This window comes from Nonomuraea sp. NPDC050691, from assembly GCF_040654455.1.
In the GTDB taxonomy this organism is placed as follows: Bacteria; Actinomycetota; Actinomycetes; order Streptosporangiales; family Streptosporangiaceae; genus Nonomuraea.
The window spans coordinates 19462-36379 of sequence record NZ_JBFAIA010000076.1; the positions used below are offsets into that span (position 1 = coordinate 19462).

The 16918-nt window shown below is 72.1% G+C and carries 14 protein-coding genes; 7 read left to right on the forward strand and 7 right to left on the reverse strand.

Features of this window, described 5'->3' with window-relative positions; all coding sequences use genetic code 11:
- Window positions 1-12: 12 nt before the first annotated feature.
- Window positions 13-1029 carry an NAD-dependent epimerase/dehydratase family protein gene (locus tag AB0H81_RS25195; protein ID WP_358379144.1) on the reverse strand — a complete coding sequence of 339 codons (1017 nt, stop codon included), beginning with the start codon at window positions 1027-1029 and terminating at the stop codon, window positions 13-15.
- A gap of 282 nt (window positions 1030-1311) precedes the next feature.
- Window positions 1312-2217 (reverse strand): Gfo/Idh/MocA family oxidoreductase, encoded by a 906-nt coding sequence (locus AB0H81_RS25200; protein WP_358379147.1) that lies wholly within the window; start codon window positions 2215-2217, stop codon window positions 1312-1314.
- 430 nt (window positions 2218-2647) lie between these two features.
- Here AB0H81_RS25200 and AB0H81_RS25205 point away from each other — a divergent pair, with 430 nt between their 5' ends.
- From AB0H81_RS25205 to AB0H81_RS25220, 4 genes are all read left to right on the forward strand, one after another.
- A complete protein-coding gene (locus AB0H81_RS25205) occupies window positions 2648-3070 on the forward strand; it encodes a hypothetical protein (RefSeq protein WP_358379150.1) in 423 nt (140 codons plus the stop codon).
- A 284-nt stretch (window positions 3071-3354) separates the two neighbouring features.
- Complete coding sequence (locus AB0H81_RS25210) at window positions 3355-4632, forward strand: NAD(P)/FAD-dependent oxidoreductase (protein ID WP_358379154.1); 1278 nt, start codon at window positions 3355-3357, stop codon at window positions 4630-4632.
- Between the two features lie 489 nt (window positions 4633-5121).
- Window positions 5122-5418, forward strand: a complete 297-nt coding sequence (locus AB0H81_RS25215; RefSeq protein ID WP_358379157.1) for a hypothetical protein — start codon at window positions 5122-5124, stop codon at window positions 5416-5418.
- Between the two features lie 19 nt (window positions 5419-5437).
- A complete protein-coding gene (locus AB0H81_RS25220) occupies window positions 5438-6271 on the forward strand; it encodes a class II glutamine amidotransferase (RefSeq protein ID WP_358379159.1) in 834 nt (277 codons plus the stop codon).
- Here AB0H81_RS25220 and AB0H81_RS25225 read toward each other — a convergent pair.
- Window positions 6259-8121 carry a glycoside hydrolase family 15 protein gene (locus AB0H81_RS25225; RefSeq protein WP_358379162.1) on the reverse strand — a complete coding sequence of 621 codons (1863 nt, stop codon included), beginning with the start codon at window positions 8119-8121 and terminating at the stop codon, window positions 6259-6261. The genes AB0H81_RS25220 and AB0H81_RS25225 overlap by 13 nt on opposite strands.
- A 298-nt stretch (window positions 8122-8419) precedes the next feature.
- On the opposite strand from AB0H81_RS25225, the gene AB0H81_RS25230 reads away from it, so the two are divergent.
- Both AB0H81_RS25230 and AB0H81_RS25235 read left to right on the forward strand, forming a co-directional pair.
- On the forward strand, window positions 8420-11182 hold the full coding sequence (locus AB0H81_RS25230; RefSeq protein ID WP_358379165.1) for a cation-transporting P-type ATPase: 2763 nt from the start codon (window positions 8420-8422) through the stop codon (window positions 11180-11182).
- Window positions 11179-12588 carry an MFS transporter gene (locus AB0H81_RS25235; RefSeq protein WP_358379168.1) on the forward strand — a complete coding sequence of 470 codons (1410 nt, stop codon included), beginning with the start codon at window positions 11179-11181 and terminating at the stop codon, window positions 12586-12588. The genes AB0H81_RS25230 and AB0H81_RS25235 overlap by 4 nt, the downstream gene beginning before the upstream one ends.
- 6 nt (window positions 12589-12594) lie before the next feature.
- Here AB0H81_RS25235 and AB0H81_RS25240 read toward each other — a convergent pair whose 3' ends face one another.
- Both AB0H81_RS25240 and AB0H81_RS25245 read right to left on the reverse strand, forming a co-directional pair.
- A complete protein-coding gene (locus AB0H81_RS25240) occupies window positions 12595-13485 on the reverse strand; it encodes a DJ-1/PfpI family protein (protein ID WP_358379171.1) in 891 nt (296 codons plus the stop codon).
- A gap of 29 nt (window positions 13486-13514) precedes the next feature.
- Window positions 13515-14513 (reverse strand): zinc-dependent alcohol dehydrogenase family protein, encoded by a 999-nt coding sequence (locus AB0H81_RS25245; RefSeq protein WP_358379173.1) that lies wholly within the window; start codon window positions 14511-14513, stop codon window positions 13515-13517.
- A 96-nt stretch (window positions 14514-14609) separates the two neighbouring features.
- Between AB0H81_RS25245 and AB0H81_RS25250 the strand changes: the two genes are divergently transcribed.
- A complete protein-coding gene (locus AB0H81_RS25250) occupies window positions 14610-14933 on the forward strand; it encodes a helix-turn-helix transcriptional regulator (protein WP_358379176.1) in 324 nt (107 codons plus the stop codon).
- A gap of 51 nt (window positions 14934-14984) precedes the next feature.
- Here the strand turns inward: AB0H81_RS25250 and AB0H81_RS25255 are convergent, their stop codons facing one another.
- Window positions 14985-15659 (reverse strand): response regulator transcription factor, encoded by a 675-nt coding sequence (locus AB0H81_RS25255; RefSeq protein ID WP_358379179.1) that lies wholly within the window; start codon window positions 15657-15659, stop codon window positions 14985-14987.
- The coding region (locus AB0H81_RS25260; protein WP_358379182.1) for a sensor histidine kinase at window positions 15656-16918 on the reverse strand (1263 nt) is incomplete at its 5' end. The genes AB0H81_RS25260 and AB0H81_RS25255, both read right to left, overlap by 4 nt.

Here is a 16918-nt window from a genome sequence, read left to right on the forward strand (position 1 = left end):
CGTGCGCGCGGGTCAGAAGCGGCCGTCGCGGCGCTCGAACTTGGTGGGCTTGCCGAGCAGCGGGCCGCCCTCGGCGACCCAGCGGGCGGTGTGCTCGATCAGCTCGGCGGGCGTGATCTGCGGGTAGCCGAAGAGCCGGTGGCAGCGCGAGGCGTTGGACAGCAGCGCCGTGGGGGCCTCCTCGCCGGTGAAGACCGGTTCCTTGCCCAGGGCCTCGCCCAGCGCCAGGGCCGCCTGCCGTACGGAGATCAGCTCGGGTCCGGTGACGTTGAGCACGTACGGCGGCGACTCGGCCAGCAACAGGGAGCGCAGGGTGACCTCGTTGGCGTAGCCCTGCCAGACGACGTTCACCTGGCCGGTGGCCAGGTCGACGGGCTCTCCGTCGAGGACCTTCTGGGCGAGGTCCACCAGCACGCCGTACCGGAGCTCGACCGCGTAGTTGAGGCGGATCAGCGCCATGCGGGTGCCGTGGGTCTCGGCGAAGTGGCTCAGGACCCGCTCCCTGCCGAGGCAGCTCATCGCGTAGTCGCCGACGGGGCCGGTGGCGGAGTCCTCGGTGCTGCCGCCGCCGGTCACGGGGACGAGCGGGTAGACGTTGCCGGTGGACAGGGCGGCGATGCGGCTGTCGCGGAAGCGGTCGGCGACCCGGCCGGGCAGGTACGTGTTGGTGAACCAGGTGGCGTGCTCGCGTCCCGCGGTGCCGAACTTGGCGCCCACCAGGAAGACGACGTTGGCCGCGTCGGGCAGTTCGCGCAGCGCCCCCTCGTCGGCGGCGTCGGCGGCCACCACGTCGGCGCCCTCCGCGCGCAGCGTGTCGGCCAGCCCGGGCTCGGAGAAGCGGGACACGGCGATGACCCGCCGGTCGCGCCCGCCCGCGGCCGTGGCGTTGAGCGCCAGCCGCACCAGGCTGGGGCCGAGCTTGCCACCGGCGCCGAGGATCATGATGTCGCCGTCGAGCCTGTCGAGATCGTCGACGAGCCCGGCGCTCGGCCGCGCCAGCCGCTCCTCGAGTTCCGCTGTCGTCCGCACCCGGTCTCCCTCTGTACGTGATTTACGGTCCAGACCGTAACTCCGAGAGAGTGCGCCTGTCAACGGCCACGCACGTCACGGCCCCCTGGCCCGCCGCTCACGGGACGCGGGGAATCGAGATCAGGAGCCTGCGGGGCGGGGGCTCAGGGCAGGGCGAGGGCGTCAGGAACCCCCTGGCATGGACTGGGCCGAAGGCGACGCGGCCCGGTAAGGGGGCGGAGGTGCCGATGCGGCCCAGCCCGCGGGCGCGGTGTCGATGCGTGGCCGGGGGTGCGGGTTGGATCAGGCGGCAGGCGGGGCCGGAGGGGCGCTTTCGCGGGCCGTGACCAGGACGTCGAGGATGGCGCGGGTCTGCGTCCACGGCACCGGGCTCGGCGCGCCCTTCACCATGTCGAGGAACGCCGCGATCGTCCCCTCGTAGCCGAGCCCCTGGATCGGGTCGTCGCCGCCCTCGATCACGACGGTCTCGGAGGAGTCGCGCCGGTGCAGGGTGATGCTGTAGGACTCCCCCTCCGAGACGCCGAGGACCTCCACCGTGCCGGTGACGCCGTGGCCCCACCGCAGCGCCATGACGCCGGTGTCCTCGGAGCGCAGAGTCCCGTAGTGCCGTCGCGCGCCCGCCGCGCCCGCCAGCCGCACGTCCGGGCCGAGCAGCGCGACCAGCAGCTCCACGCCGTGGATCCCCATGGTCACCATCGTGCCGCCGCCCTCGCCCGGCGTGTCCTGCCAGGCGTTGTAGCCGGTGGCCCACAGCCCGACGTCGTGCCGCACGGTGGCCCGTACGGCCTGCACGTCGGCCGGGTCCACGGTCAGGCCCGCGAACGCCGGGGCGAACCGCAGCACCGACGTGGACATCACCCGGTCGTGGATCGGCAGCCGGTCGAGCCGTTCCAGCTGGTCTCGGCTCGCCGCGGCGGGCTTGTTGACGAAGCAGGCCGCCCCGGTCTCCAGCACCGCGGCCAGCGCGTCGGGCACGCCGGGGTTGGGCACGGTCAGCACCACCCCGTCGGGCCCGGTCGCCAGCGCCTCGGCCAGGGTCGGGACGACCACCGCCGACGGGTGCTCGGCGGTGAAGCGCCCCAGCCGCTCGGGGTCCGGCTCCCACACCACCAGCTCGGCGTACCGGGCCAGGGTGCGGGCGTCGGAGTACGGATGGCTGGTGGCGAGGCCGGCGAGAGCGATGCGCACGGAGTCCTCCGGGAGCGTCGGCGGGACGGGGAGGACCATCATGGCAGCCGCCCCACCGCCAGCCGGACCACTCCTCTGCGCCGAGACCGGCGAGGTCCAGGCGTCACAGGCGGTCGGGGCCGGCGATCACGTCCGTACGCGGTGATCAGGCCGACGACCCGGCGGCGCCGGGACCACGGGGTTGCCCTGGACCTTCCGGCGCGCGCGGCCGGCGAGCTTCCTCGTGGTGGCGGGCGCGCGTTCCACGTCGGCCGCGATCTGCCCGCACGAGAACGACGCAAGTTGATCGGCGGTGAGGGGCGGACCCGCGCTGCGGCTGGTGGACATGTCTGGATCTTTGTGCGAACCGTCACATCGCGCACAACTCGCAGGCGGCGGCCGGAGGCCGGTGATATCCATGATCATACCGTTGGAAGCCGAAAGGATTTTCGTGCGCACACGCAAACTCGCAACCCTCCTGACCGGTGCGGCCCTGACTGTCTCGACCACGCTGGTGGCGGGCGCCGCTCCCGCCAGCGCGGCCGGCCCCTGCGGCAGCGGCTACACCCGCGTCGGCGTCTACCCCGTCAAGAGAGGCGACGGGACCCGTACGGGCACGCTGGAGGTCTACTACAGCTCCACCAGCCGAAAGAACTGCGCCCTGACCTACGGCTACGGCGCCTACGCCAACACCCCGAGCTGGAAAAGCGTCGTGATATCGAGAGGCGACGGCAGCGGGAGCGACCCCAACTCCGGGACGTTCACCTACTACGCCGGCCCCGTGTACGTCTCCGCGGGCGGTCAGTGCATCGACGTCGAAGCGACGGTGCCGGATTGGGTGACCCTCAGACTCAACAACGTGCACTGCGGCTGAACCCCTCCTGGGCGACCAAGTGGCTGATCGCTCGGGATGAGGGCCCGGTACAGGCGCCGGACCGCCTCCACACCTGACCCGGCGCATGAAGAGAGGCCCGCCGCGCTGGTACGCGGCGGGCCTCACTTCACCTACCACCGGACTGTTTCGCCCCTCCTCGTAGCTTCGGCAGTGCCGGGCCGGGAAGGGGTCGCGACGCCCCCCGGCCGGGGCTGCGGCTTGCAGTCGTTCGTCCTGCATGTGGACACACGTCTGAGCCGAGCGGCCGGGGGTAGGGCCTGAGCATGGGCAGCAGCCGGGAGACGAGCGACTCCGTCATCGTCGTCGGAGCCGGGATGGCGGGACTGGCCTGCGCCGTGCGGCTGCACGAGGCCGGCATGGCGGTCCGGGTGCTGGAGGCGAGTGACGGTGTCGGCGGCCGGGTGCGTACGGACGTCGTCGATGGTTTCCGGCTGGATCGCGGCTATCAGGTGTTCAACACCGCCTACCCAGAGGCCCGCCGCGTCCTCGACATCGACGCGCTCGACCTGCGGCCCTTCGCCTCGGGGGTGATCGTCCAGGGAACCACCGCCCGGGCCAGGGTGATGCTGCCGTGGCGGCATCCCCGGCACGCGCTGAGCGGGCTGCTTGCCGGCCTGGGCACGCTCCGCGACAACGCCGCGCTCGCCGCGATCACCACCCGCGACCTCGCCTTGCCCGGTTCCCGGCTGCGGGGCGGGCGTGAACGGCGTACCGACGAGGAACTGCGCGCCTGGGGCATGTCCCCGAAGATGATCGACTGCCTGATGCGCCCCTTCCTGGCCGGCGTGCTCCTGGAACGGGACCTGGAGACCTCCAGCCGGGTCTTCCACCTGTTCTGGCGGTCGTTCGCACGCGGCACCATCGGCCTGCCCGCGCTCGGCATGGGCCAGATCCCCCGCCAACTGGCCGACCGGCTGCCGCCGGGCGCCATCACCCTCGGCGCCCGCGTGAGCGAGGTCGCGGCCGGCGGGGTGCGCCTCGCGGACGGCACCACGATCGAGAGCCCGGCCGTGGTGGTGGCCGCCGACCCCGTCGCGGCGGGTGACCTGCTGGGCGAGATCGAGGCCCCACCGATGCGCGCGGTGACCACCTTCTACCACGCCGCTCCCCGTTCGCCTCTGCGCGAGCCGGTCCAGATCGTCGACGCCACCGGCGCCGTCACCGACACCCTGGTCATCACGGACGCGGCACCGGACTACTCCGCCGACGGGCGAGCGCTGGTGTCCACGTCGGTCCTGGGCCTGAACACCGACGAACGCCCGGTCCGCCGGCGCCTGACCGAGATCTACGGCACCACCTCCGGCTGGGAGCACCTGGCCACCTACCCGGTCCCGGCGGCGCTGCCCGCGATGCCGCCGCCGCACCCGCTGCGCAAGCCGGTGCGCCTGCGCGCCGGGCTGTACGTGTGCGGCGACCACCGCGACACCGGCTCCCTCCAGGGCGCCCTGGTCTCCGGCCGGCGTGCGGCCCAGGCCGTGCTCACCGACCTCCTGCCCCGCCTCGCGGGCAGCCGTCCAGCCCCTGACCAAGTACCTCGCTGACCCCGGTCGGGACGCCTGTCCACCGGGCAACGTCGTGGACGAAGCCGCTGACACCGTGACCGGCCACACCGGCGCACTCCGCCTGCCCGGCTCGACGACCAGGGAAGGTCAGCCGGAGCTAGTGGGCCGCCGTGCCCTGGACCATCTCGTGCAGCTGCGCCTCCTGGTCCTGGCTGAGCGACGATGAGGTTACTCATGGCTCTCTTCCTTCCAGGGTTACCGAGCCATGGGGACATTTCCGGATGACGAGGTAAAGCGTCTTACGGGATCACCCGCCCTCGCATTAACGAATGCGCCGGATTCGCGGGGGCACTCTCTGACCTTTCCAAAAGCGGGCCAAATTCATGATGGTCCAGCGCGTGGCGGTTTTCACGATGGCGGACGGAGGGCACGTGACCTGGTCCGACAGCTTTTACGCGGGCGACGCCGAGTTCGACGGAGGCACCCATGGGCTGCTTGTTCGCCATATTCGCCGGGATCTTCCCGCGAATGGCCGTCTTCATCCTCTGGATCGCGCGGCCGGCGCTGGTGGGAGCGGTCTTCGACACGTGGATCTGGCCCCTGCTCGGCCTGATCTTCCTGCCGTTCGCGACCCTGATGTACATCGTCCTGTCCGTCTCCGGCGCCCGGCTCAGCGGAGGGGACTGGGCCTGGATCGTGCTGGCGGTGCTGCTGGACCTGCTGCACTGGGTGAACATGGCGACGCGCAACCGCATGATGCCGGGCTGTCCCCCGTCCTCGGGCTACCCCCCTCCCCCGGGCCACCCCGGCTACCCCCGGGCCTGATCGGCGACAGGAGGCGGCCATGTGCAGGTGGATGGCGTACTACGGAGATCCCATTCTGGCGGACGAGCTGTTGTTCCAGCCCGTGCACTCGGTCATCGACCAGAGCCTGCACGCCCGGCTCGGCCCGAACACCACGAACGGCGACGGCTTCGGCATCGGATGGTACGGCGAGGGGAAGACGCCCGCCGTGTTCAAGAACATCCTGCCCGCGTGGAACGACCGGAACCTACGCGAGCTGGCCGGGCAGATCCGCACTCCCCTGCTGTTCGCGCACGTCCGCGCCTCGACCGGCACCCCGGTCGAGCGCAGCAACTGCCACCCGTTCCGTTACGGGCAGTGGCTGTGGATGCACAACGGGCTCATCGGGGGGTTCCTCCGGCTCAAGCGCGACCTGGTGATGGCGGTGGACCCGGCGCTGTACCCGGCCATCGAGGGATCGACGGACTCGGAGGTGCTGTTCTTCCTGGCCCTCACCTTCGGCCTGGCCGACGACCCGCCGGGCGCGGTCGCCCGCGCCGTCGGCCTGGTGGAGGAGATCGCCCGGCGCCACGGCGTCCCCCACCCGGTCCAGATGACCGTGGCCACCTCCGACGGCGAGTGCGTCTGGATCTTCCGCTACTCCAGCGTGGGGCCGCCCAGATCGCTGTTCTACTCCACCGACATCACCCAGATACGCGACCTCCACCCGGAGCTGGAGAGCCTGCGGCGGCTCGGTCCCACGACGCGCTTCGTCGTCTCCGAACCGATGCGCGACCTCACGGGCGCGTGGAACGAGCTGCCCGAGGGCTCCTACGGCGTCGTCCACGACGGGCGGTACGATTTGCACGCGTTCGTCCCCGTTCACGCTCCGTAGGGCGGGACGGGACGCGCGGCGCGCCCGTCGGCCCGGTCATCGAGCTGTTCGTCGAGGGCCATGGCCGCGGCGATGAGCGCCAGGTGGGTGAACGCCTGCGGGAAGTTGCCCAGCTGCTCACCCGACGGGCCGATCTCCTCGGCGAACAGGCCGACGTGGTTGGCGTAGGTGAGCATCTTGTCGAAGGCGTAGCGCGCCTGCCGCACCCGCCCGGCGCGCGCGAGGGCCTCGACGTAGAGGAAGCTGCACAGATTGAACGTCCCCTCCGAGCCGCGCAGCCCGTCCGGGGAGGCGACGGGGTCGTAGCGGTAGACGAGGCTGTCGCTGACGAGTTCCTGGTCCATGGCGTCGAGGGTGCTCAGCCAGGCCGGGTCGCGGGGGGAGACGAAGCCGACCCGGGGCATGAGCAGGAGCGAGGCGTCCAGGACGTCGGTGGCGTAGTGCTGGACGAACGCCTGCCGCCGCTCGTTCCAGCCGCGCCGCACGATCTGGTTGAAGACGGTGTCACGCGTGTTCGTCCAGCGGACGACGTCGGCGGGACGGGAGTAGGTCGACGCCATGCGGATGCCGCGGTCGAAGGCGACCCAGGTCATCAGGCGGCTGTAGGTGAAGTCCTGGCGCCCGCCGCGGGTCTCCCAGATGCCCTCGTCGGGGCGGTCCCAGGTGTCGGCCAGCCAGTCCAGGAGCCGGGCGAAGGACCGCCAGCCGTGGACGCCGCCGATGTCCTGGGCCTGGGCCAGCGCGTCGGCGGCCTCGCCGTAGATGTCGAGCTGGATCTGGTCGGCGGCGGCGTTGCCGGCCCGGACTGGGGCGGACTTCTGGTACCCCTCCAGGTGGTCGAGGATCTCCTCGGTCAGGTTGGGGTCGCCGTCGATCCGGTACATGATCTGCAACGGCTCGCCGGAGGCCGTGCCGCCCGCGTCGAGGCGCTCGCGCAGCCACGTGCGGAAGGCGTACGCCTCCTCGGTGAAGCCGAGGTCGATGAGGGCCCGGACGGACAGGGAGCCGTCGCGGACCCAGGTGTAGCGGTAGTCCCAGTTGCGCTCGCCGCCGATCTGCTCGGGCAGGCCCATGGTGGCGGCGGCGATCGGCGCGCCGGTGGGCGCGTACGTGAGCATCTTGAGGGTGATCGCCGAGCGGTTGACCATCTCCTGCCAGCGCCCGCGGTAGCGGGAGGCGCGCAGCCAGCCGAGCCAGAAGTCCTGGCACGCCTCGATGCTGTCGCGCACCTCGGCGCGGGTCAGCGGGCTCGGGACGTGGGCGCCCGCGCGGTCGCCGGTCAGGGTGATCGCGGCCGTCTCACCGGCCTGGAGGGTGAAGTCGGCGACGACGTCGTCACCGTCCGCGCGCAGGGTGATGCGGTCGCTGGCCCGCAGATGGAGGTCCATGCCGGGCCCCTGGAAGAGGGCCGAGCCGTCGTCGAGCATGGTGAGGCTGTGTGCCGCCCGCGCGTAGTCGAAGCGTGGCCGGCAGGCGAGGGTGAAGGGCAGGCTGCCGCGGACCACCCGGGCGACGCGCACCAGGCGGTGCCGGTCGGAAGGGGTGGCGGCCGGGTTCGGCTCCATGAAGTCGGCGACCTCGCCGACGCCGCTCGGCGCCATGTAGCGGGTCACCAGGATCGCGGTGTCCGGCAGGTAGAGCTGCCGCACGGTCTCCCCGGCGATGAGGTCGAGGTCGGCGGAGAACCGGAAGTGGCCGCCGCGCTCGCTGTCGAGGAGGGAGGCGAAGACGCTCGGGGAGTCGAAGCGGGGGGTGCACCACCAGTCGATGGTCCCCGTGCCGGAGACGAGGGCGGCGGTCTGCAGGTCTCCGACCATGCCGTGGTCCGCGATCGGCGGATAGTCGTTCATGGATGCCTCCGTCCCTCGTCACATGCGCCGGGCTGCCGGGTGCGCCGCGCGAGCGTCGCCGAGGGGACAGAGCACCCTTTTCCAGGCTAATCCCTCGCACGCCGCCCACAGGGTTACCCCTGCCAAGCAAGGGACATATACCTACATTCCAGGACTTTCTTTCGAGGTCAGGTCAGAGCTTCCCCCACGGGCGCGCACTTCCGCCGGGACGACCGGCGGCACTTCCCGCAATGGAGGACGCAGACCATGGACAGGGCGGACGTCGCATCGGTCATCCCTCGGAACGGAAGAGGCCGCCGTGGGACAGCCGCATGACGACCACCGCACATGGCACGCGCTCGACATGGCGACGGTGACCCGGGAGCTCGACGTCCGGCTCGACCGCGGCCTCAGTGCCGAGGAAGCGCGCGACCGCCTCCAGGTTCACGGCCCCAACAGGCTGCAGAGCCGGAAGAAGGAGTCGGCACTCCAGGCATGGCTGCGCCAGTACCGGGACTTCATGCAGATCGTGCTGCTCGCCGCGGCGGTGATCAGCCTGGTCGTCACGCACGAGGCCGGGACCTCCGCCGTCCTCGCCGGGCTCACCGTCTTCAACGCGGTGGTCGGGCTCCGCCAGGAGGCGAAGGCCGAGGAGAGCGTGCAGGCGCTGTCGCAGATGATGCGGACGGTCGCCCGGGTCCGCCGGGACGGCCAGGCCGTCGAGGTCGACGCCGAGCAGCTCGTGCCAGGCGACGTGGTGCTGGTCGAGGCGGGCGACCGGGTGCCCGCGGACGGCCGGATCTGCGTCGCCGCGTCCCTGGAGATCGAGGAGTCCGCCCTCACCGGCGAGAGCCTGCCGGTGGCCAAGAGGACCGGCCCGGTGCCCGGCGAGGACGTGCCGCTCGGCGACCGCGTCTGCCTGGCGTACATGAACACCTCCGTCACCCGGGGGCGCGGCGAGCTGGTCGTCACCGAGACCGGGATGGGCACCGAGATCGGCCACATCGCCGGCCTCCTCGCCGGCACGGAGGCCGAGAAGACGCCGCTGCAGAAGCAGCTCGACGGCCTGTCCAAGATCATCGCGACGATCGCCGGTATCGCCCTCGCCCTCGTGGTCGTGCTCGGGCTGCTCCAGGGCAAGCCGTTCGACGTCCTGTTCATCACGGGCGTGGCGCTGGCGGTCGCCGCCATCCCGACGGGCCTGCCGGCGGTCGTGACGGCGCTGCTGTCGATCGGCACCCGCGAGATCGCCCGCCGCAACGCCATCATGAAGCGATTGCCGACGGTGGAGACCCTCGGCTCGACCTCGATGGTCTGCTCGGACAAGACGGGCACGCTGACGCTCAACAAGATGACGGCCCGGCAGATGGTGATCCCGGGGCTGAACCGTTACACCGTGTCCGGCGAGGGGTACGGCACCGCCGGGGAGATCAAGCACGTCGGCGGCGCGCACGTCGACCTCGACCCGTACCTGCTGCCGAAGGTCCTGTGCGCGGACGCCGTCCTGGACGGCGAGAACCTGATCGGCGACCCGACCGAGGGCGCGCTGATCGTGCCGGCCGCCAAGGGCGGCCTCGACGTCGAGAGCACGCGGAGCGCCTACCCGCGCGTCGGGGAGGTCCCGTTCGACGCGGACTACAAGTTCATGGCGACCTTCCACGAGATGACCGGCCCGGACGGCAAGCCGGTCGTCCGCTGCTACGTCAAGGGCGCCCCTGACGTGCTCATCGCCCGCGCCGCCTCCTACCGCTCCCCGGACGGATCGCTCGTCCCGGTGACGGACGCCAACCGCCCGCTCGCGCTGGAGGCCAACGACCGCATGGCCGGGGCCGGCGAGCGGGTCATGGTGGTGGCCCAGCGTGACCTCGACCCGGCGGCGTTCGACCCGGGCGGCGACCTGTTCGGCCTGGTGCGGGATCTGACGTTGCTCGCGATGGTCGGGATCGTCGATCCCCCGCGGCCGGAGGCCAAGGCCGCGATCGCCACGTGCGCGCAGGCCGGCATCCGGGTCCGGATGATCACCGGTGACCATGTGACGACCGCGGGCGCGATCGCCGCCGAGCTGGGCATCCCCGGCCGGGCGATCACCGGCGCCGAGTTCGCGGCCATGAGCGACGACGAGCTGCGCGAGCGGATCGGCGACATCGGGGTGGTCGCGCGGGTGGCGCCGGAGGACAAGCTGCGCCTGGTGCGGCTGCTCAAGCGGACCGGCAACGTGGTCGCCATGACCGGCGACGGGGTGAACGACGCGCCCGCCCTGAAGGCCGCCGACATCGGCGTGGCGATGGGGATCACCGGCACCGAGGTGTCGAAGGAAGCCGCCGTCATGATCCTCACCGACGACAACTTCGCGACGATCGTCGGCGCCGTGGAGTACGGGCGCGCCCTCTACGACAACCTGCTCAAGTACCTGCGCTTCCAGATGTCCACCCTCGTAGCCTACATCTCGATCTTCATCGGGGCGGCGGCCTTCGGGATCGCCGGCGGCATCCCGCTCACCCCGCTGCAGATCCTGTGGGTGAACATGCTCGTCGACATCCCGGTCGCGATCGCCCTGGGGTTCGACGAGCCGACGCGGGGCCTCATGAACCGCGCGCCCCGGCCGGTCGGCGCCCCGGTGCTGTCCCGGGGGAACTGGGTGCGGCTGTGCGCGCAGGGGTTCGTCATGACGGCCGGGTCGCTGGCCGCGTACCAGATCGGGGCCCGGCAGGGCGGCGCCGTCGCGGGCGCCACCATGCTGCTGACCACGCTGTCGCTCTTCCACGTCGTGGCCGGGCTGCTGGCGCGCGACCAGCTGAACACGGTCTTCTCGCGCGCGTCCCTGCCGGGCCCGACCCAGCTGCGCCGCTACGCCCTCGCGCTCATCCTGATCGTCGCGGTCACCGAGATCGGGCTGCTGCAGCGCGTCTTCGGCACCACCGAGCTGGGCGTGGGCCAGTGGGCGGCGTGCCTGGGGCTCGCTGCGAGCCTCGTCGTGGTCGAAGAGCTGATCAAGGTCGTCCTGCGGCACCGCGTGCCCGCGGGCCGGGTCGCCCCGCGTCCCCCGAGGGTCGTGTCGCTCACCCCTGGGAGCCGGCCGTGACCAGCACTCCCGCGACCCCGGGCGCGGCCGCCTCCTCGCGGAGCCTGCTGGCGCCCCTCGCCCTCGCCCAGTTCGTCTGCAGCTTCGCCGGCTCGAACATGAACGTGATGATCAAGGACATCAGCGAGGACCTGGACACGACCGTGAAGGGCGTGCAGATCACGATCACGCTGTTCCTGCTGATCATGGCCATCTTCATGATCCCCGGGAGCAAGCTGACCGATCGCTGGGGCCGCAAGCGGTGCTTTCTCCTGGGACTCCAGTTGTACGGGGCCGGCGCCCTGCTCAGCATGATCGCGCCCGGCCTCGGGATCCTGATCCTCGGCAACTCGGTGCTGGAGGGCGTGGGCACGGCGTTGCTGATCCCGCCCGTCTACATCTTCGCGACGCTCGCCTTCAGCGACACCGTGTCGCGGGCCCGGGCCTTCGGCGTGATCAGCGGGATGGGCGGCATCGGCGCCGCCGCCGGACCGCTGATCGGCGGGTTCATCACCACGGCCATCAGCTGGCGGGCCGCGTTCTTCTTCCAGACCGTCATCATCGCGGCGATCATCCTGCTCAGCCGCCGGATCGTCGATCCGATCGAGCCGGACCCGGACCGTCCCTTCGACACCGTGGGGGCGGTCCTGTCGGCGGCCGGCATGTTCTTCGTCGTGTTCGGGATCCTGCAGGCCGACCAGAACGTGGCGCTCATGACGGTCCTGCTCGTCGTCGGCGTGCTGTTCCTGCTCTGGTTCTTCGCGCACATGCGCTCGTGGGAACGCGCGGGCAAGGAACCGCTGCTGTCGACCGGGCTGTTCCGGGACCGGACGTCCAACATCGGCCTGGTGACGCAGAACATCCAGTGGGTGCTCCTCATGGGCACGTCGTTCGTCGTCGCCGTCTTCCTCCAGACCGTGCGCGGCTACAACGCGATCGAGACGGGCGTGATCTTCACCCCGGCGACCGTGGGCGTGCTCGTCTCCTCGCTGGCGGCCGAGCGCCTCGCCGCCAGGCGCTCCCAGAAGGCCCTGATCGTGACGGGTTTCGCCGTGACAGTGATCGGGATCGTGGTTCTGCTCGCCCTGGCCAGGCTCTCGTCGAGCGTGATCGCCTTCGGTCCGGGGCTGCTGCTGATCGGCCTCGGCACGGGAGTGATGCTGACGCCGTCGGTCAACATCGTCCAGTCCAGCGTGCCCGAGAGCATGCAAGGCGAGATCTCGGGGCTGTCGCGCAGCGTCTCCAACCTCGGCTCGTCGTTCGGCACGGCGATCGCCGGCACGATCCTCGTCTCCGACCTGGTCTCCGGGAACCGCTCCTACGCGCTCGCGATGGGCACCCTGGCCGTCTTCGCCCTGGCCGGGCTCGCCGCCGCCACGCGCCTTCCCTCGTCCACGCGGCCCGGCCCTGAGGGGGCGCACCAGTGAGGCATCTCACCGCCGGGCCTCCGTACGGGCGCGGAGGCGACGCAGCATCCGCGGGTCGCCGAAGCCGGCCTCACGGGCGGCCGTCTCGGTCGTCGCGCCTTGCCCGAGGAGGTGTTCGGCCCGTTCCAGCCGCAGAGCGGTCTGGTAGGCCAGAGGCGTAAGGCCGGTCGCATGCCGGAAGAGCCGGGTGACCGTCCGTTCGCTGCATCCGACGGCGTCGGCCAGCATCGAGAGCGTGAGCCGTCGGGTGAAATGCGCGTCGATCAGGTCCTGGATGCGGTGCACGGTCTCGTCGTTGTGACCGCGGTGCCGGAGCATCGCGCTGATCTGTGGCGAGGCTCCCTGACGGCGGGCGTACACCACCAAGGCGCGGGCCACCTGGCTGGCCGCGTACGGCCCGCGCCTGGCGCTCGGCAAGTGGAGCGCCACGTCGATGCCGCTGGCCACGCCCGCCGAGGTCACCACCCGCTCGTCCTCGACGTAGAGCACGTCGCGCACCACCTCGGCCGTCGGATGGAGGCGGGCAAGCTCGTCCTGGCTCGTGTGGTGGGTGGTACAGCGGCGGCCATCGAGCAAGCCGGCCCGGCCAAGGGCGTCGGCGCCCGCGCAGATGCCCGCCACGGTGCCGCCGGCCGCGTGATGTTCGCGCAGCCGGCGCAAGGTGTCGGCACCGGCCATGCGGGCCGGGCCGCGCCAGCCCGGCACGATGACGAGATCGTCCGGATCCAGGTGGGGCCATGCCCGCTCGGCGTGCAGAGGCAGTCCTTGCACGGTGGCGACGTGCGTGTCTTCGGACACGTACGACAGGGCGTGCTCGTAGCCGAGGTCGGCCGCCGTGGAGAAGACCTGGGCCGGCCCGGCCACGTCGAGCCTCGATGACGAGCGCCGTCCCGTCATCTCCGCGAACGTGATCCGCTGGGCCGCGATCAGTGGTCGACGGTGAGCACGATCTTGCCGATCCGGGCGCCCGACTCCATGTGCCGGTGCGCCCGCACGACCTCCTCCAGCGGGAACGTGCGGTCCACCACGGGCCGGAACGCGCCCGACCGCAGCCCTGACGCGACGAACGCCACCGCCCGCTCCAGCCGGCGGGGATCCCTGATGGTCTCCAGCACCGTGTACGTGCGCATGTTCAGGGCGGGCATGCCCAGGTCGAAGCCCGGGTACGGGGTCGGCTGCCCGCTCAGCGCCCCGTACATGAAGAGCGTGCCGCCCGGCGCCACCGCCCGCGCGAGGCCGGTCACGCCGGGCCCGGCCACGGCGTCGAAGACGTACTCGGCGCCCTTGCCGCCGGTCAGGTCCAGCACGCGGGCGGCGACGTCCTCCTCGTCTGAGACGATCACGTCGGCGGCGCCCTCCTTGAGCAGCCGCTCCTTCTTGCCGCCGGTGCGGGTGACGGCGATCGGCGTGGCGCCCACGCGATTGGCCGTGTGGATGGCGGCCAGCCCGACGCTGCTGGAGGCGGCGGTCAGCACCACCACGTCACCGGGCCGCATGCCGCCCACTTCCACCAGCGCGCCGTACGCGGTGAGGTAGGGCATCCACACCGCGGCGCCGGACACCGCGTCCACCCCGTCGGGGCGGTGCACGAGCGCCGCTGCCGGGACGACGGCCCGCTCGGCGTAGACGGCGTAGTCGTTCTGCGAGAACGCCGGCACGCTGCTGACCGCCTGCCCCACCTCGAACCCGGTCACCCCGGGGCCGACGGCCTCGACCACGCCGGCGGCCTCGGCCCCGAGTCGTCCGGGGAACCGCCTGACCGGCTCGATGTAGTGACCGCCGCGGAACAGCGCCTCGGCCCGGTTGACCCCGATCGCGTCCACCCGGATCAGCACCTCGCCCGCCCCCGGCTCCCCCGGCTCGACGTCCTCCAGCCGCATCACCTCGGGGCCGCCGACCTCGTGGAACAGCACAGTTCTCGCCATGTCCTCGTCCTTCATCGCTCGCCTGATGACGGGAGCAACTGAAGCACAGAAGTACGATCGTCGTCAAACTTCGATGAGTGTCGTACTATGGGGCTCATGGGACGTACGCCACCGCACCCCGACGTGTCGCAGTTCGACCTCCAGCAGGTGCTGGAGGCCCTCGTCGATCCGGTACGCCGGAGCATCGTCACGCAGCTGGACGCCTCCGAGGAGGACCTCGCGTGCGGGACGTTCGACATCGCGGTCAGCAAGTCCACCGCCACCCACCACTTCAAGGTGCTGCGCGAGGCGGGCCTCATCCGGCAGTACTACGTCGGGACCTCACGCATGAACGCGCTGCGCCGAGCCGAGATGGACGAGGCGTTCCCCGGCCTGCTCGACGCCCTGACCAGGTCCCGGGCCGCCGCCCTGACACGCTGACCCACGCCGCCGCCGTGGCGCGCCGGCCTCGCGCGCCCGCACGCCCGGCGGTCAGCCGGCCCTCCGGCCGGGAGAGATCAGGCCGGTCTCGTAGGCCAGGACGACGGCCTGGACCCGGTCGCGCAGCCCCAGCTTGGACAGGATGCGGGCGACGTGGGTCTTGACCGTCGTCGGGCTGAGCGTCAGCCGGTCGGCCAGCTCGGCGTTGCTCAGGCCGGTGGCCAGCAGGCGCAGCACCTCCAGCTCCCGTGGCGTCAGCTCCGAGAGGTCGCCATGAACGACGGGCGCGGCCTCGGCGCGGGGGGCGAAGCGCTCCACCAGACGGCGGGTGATCGCCGGCGCGAGCAGGGCGTCGCCGGAGCGCACCAGCCGCACCGAGGCCACCAGGTGCTCGGGCGTGACGTCCTTGAGCAGGAATCCGCTGGCGCCCGCCGTGAGGGCGGCGTAGACGTACTGGTCGAGGTCGTAGGTGGTCAGGATGAGCACGCGCGTGTCATCCGCTCCCCCGGCCACGATCCGGCGGGTGGCCTCGATGCCGTCCATGTGCGGCATGCGGATGTCCATGAGCACGACGTCGGGCCGGGTGCGCCGCACGGCGGCGACCGCCTCGCCCCCGTCGGCCGCCTCGGCCACCACCTCGATGCCGTCGGCCATGAGGATCATCCGGAAACCGGTGCGGACCAGCGCCTGGTCGTCGGCGATCACGGCGCGCAGCGGGCGGCTCACTCGGCCCTCCACGGGATGACGGCCCTGAGGCGGAATCCGCCGCCGGGCACGGGCGCCGCCTCCAGGGTCCCGCCGTAGAGGGCGGCCCGCTCGCGCAGCCCGATCAGACCGCGGCCGTTGCCGGTGCGCGACTGGGCGGACGGCGTGCCTCCGGTGTCGGTGACGTCGATCTCCAGGCGGTCGCCGCGGTGGCCGACCGTGACGGAGGCCGCCGCGCCGGCCGCGTGCTTCATGGTGTTGGTCAGGGCCTCCTGCACGACCCGGTACGCGGCCAGGTCGACCCCGGCGGGCAGGGGCCCCTCCGGCAGGGAGACCGTGACGTCCACGGACACCCCGGCGGCCCGGACCCGCTCGACGAGGCCGTCGAGCCGGTCGAGCCCCGGCTGCGGCTCCAGCCCGTTGCCCGCCCCTGTCGCGGCGGCGCTCTCCGGGCCGGCCAGCAGGCCCATCACGTTGCGCAGCTCGGCCATGGCGGCCCGGCCGCTGGCCTCGATCGCGACCAGCGCCTGCCTGGACTGCTCCGGCTGCGCGTCCATCACCTTGCGGGCGGCACCCGCCTGGATCACCATCACGCTGACATTGTGGGTCACCACGTCGTGCAGCTCGCCCGCGATCCGCGAGCGCTCGGCCTGGACCGCCTCGCGCATGGCCTCCTCCTGGGCACGCCGCATCTCGGCGAGCCGGCGGCTGTTGTGCCGCCAGAACCGGATGAAGCTCGCCAGGGCACCGGCGCTGAGCAGCACCACGTACGGCCCCAGCGCGCTCGGCAGGCTCGGCGTGATCCCCCGGTCCAGGGCCCCGGCGAGCACGGCCGCGAGCAGCAGGGACGCCACCGCGGGCACCCGGTTGCGGCTGTGGGCCACGGCGCTGTACGCGGCGACGGCGACGCTCGCCACGGTGATCCACGTCTGCGCGCCGGTGGTGGCCAGCGTCGCGGCGATCACCACCCAGAACGTGCCCAGGGGGTAGCGGCGCCGCCCCGCCAGGGGCAACGCGGTGAGCGCCACCAGCGCGAAGGGCGGATCGAACCCGCCGGACCCGGCGTCCATGTCCTGGACGACGGGGGCCGGCCGGTTCTCGCCCGGCTCCGGCGGCGCGGGCGGCTCCGGCCGGTCCGGCAGGTCAGGCGTGGCCGGCAGGTCAGGCGTGGCCGGCAGGTCAGGCGTGGCCGGCAGGTCAGGCGTGGCCGGCAGGTCAGGCGCGCCGGCGTCCGAGCCCGGGGTCCTGACGGACGGCGGAACGGAGGCGAGCGGCGAGCC

Excerpts from the sequence above, each read along its gene's own strand:
- AB0H81_RS25225 (WP_358379162.1), bottom strand. The coding sequence starts at position 8,121 with ATGAACGACTATCCGCCGATCGCGGACCACGGCATGGTCGGAGACCTG.
- AB0H81_RS25220 (WP_358379159.1), top strand. The coding sequence starts at position 5,438 with ATGTGCAGGTGGATGGCGTACTACGGAGATCCCATTCTGGCGGACGAG.
- AB0H81_RS25215 (WP_358379157.1), top strand. The coding sequence starts at position 5,122 with ATGGCCGTCTTCATCCTCTGGATCGCGCGGCCGGCGCTGGTGGGAGCG.
- AB0H81_RS25250 (WP_358379176.1), top strand. The coding sequence starts at position 14,610 with ATGGGACGTACGCCACCGCACCCCGACGTGTCGCAGTTCGACCTCCAG.
- AB0H81_RS25240 (WP_358379171.1), bottom strand. The coding sequence starts at position 13,485 with ATGACGGGACGGCGCTCGTCATCGAGGCTCGACGTGGCCGGGCCGGCC.
- AB0H81_RS25210 (WP_358379154.1), top strand. The coding sequence starts at position 3,355 with ATGGGCAGCAGCCGGGAGACGAGCGACTCCGTCATCGTCGTCGGAGCC.
- AB0H81_RS25245 (WP_358379173.1), bottom strand. The coding sequence starts at position 14,513 with ATGGCGAGAACTGTGCTGTTCCACGAGGTCGGCGGCCCCGAGGTGATG.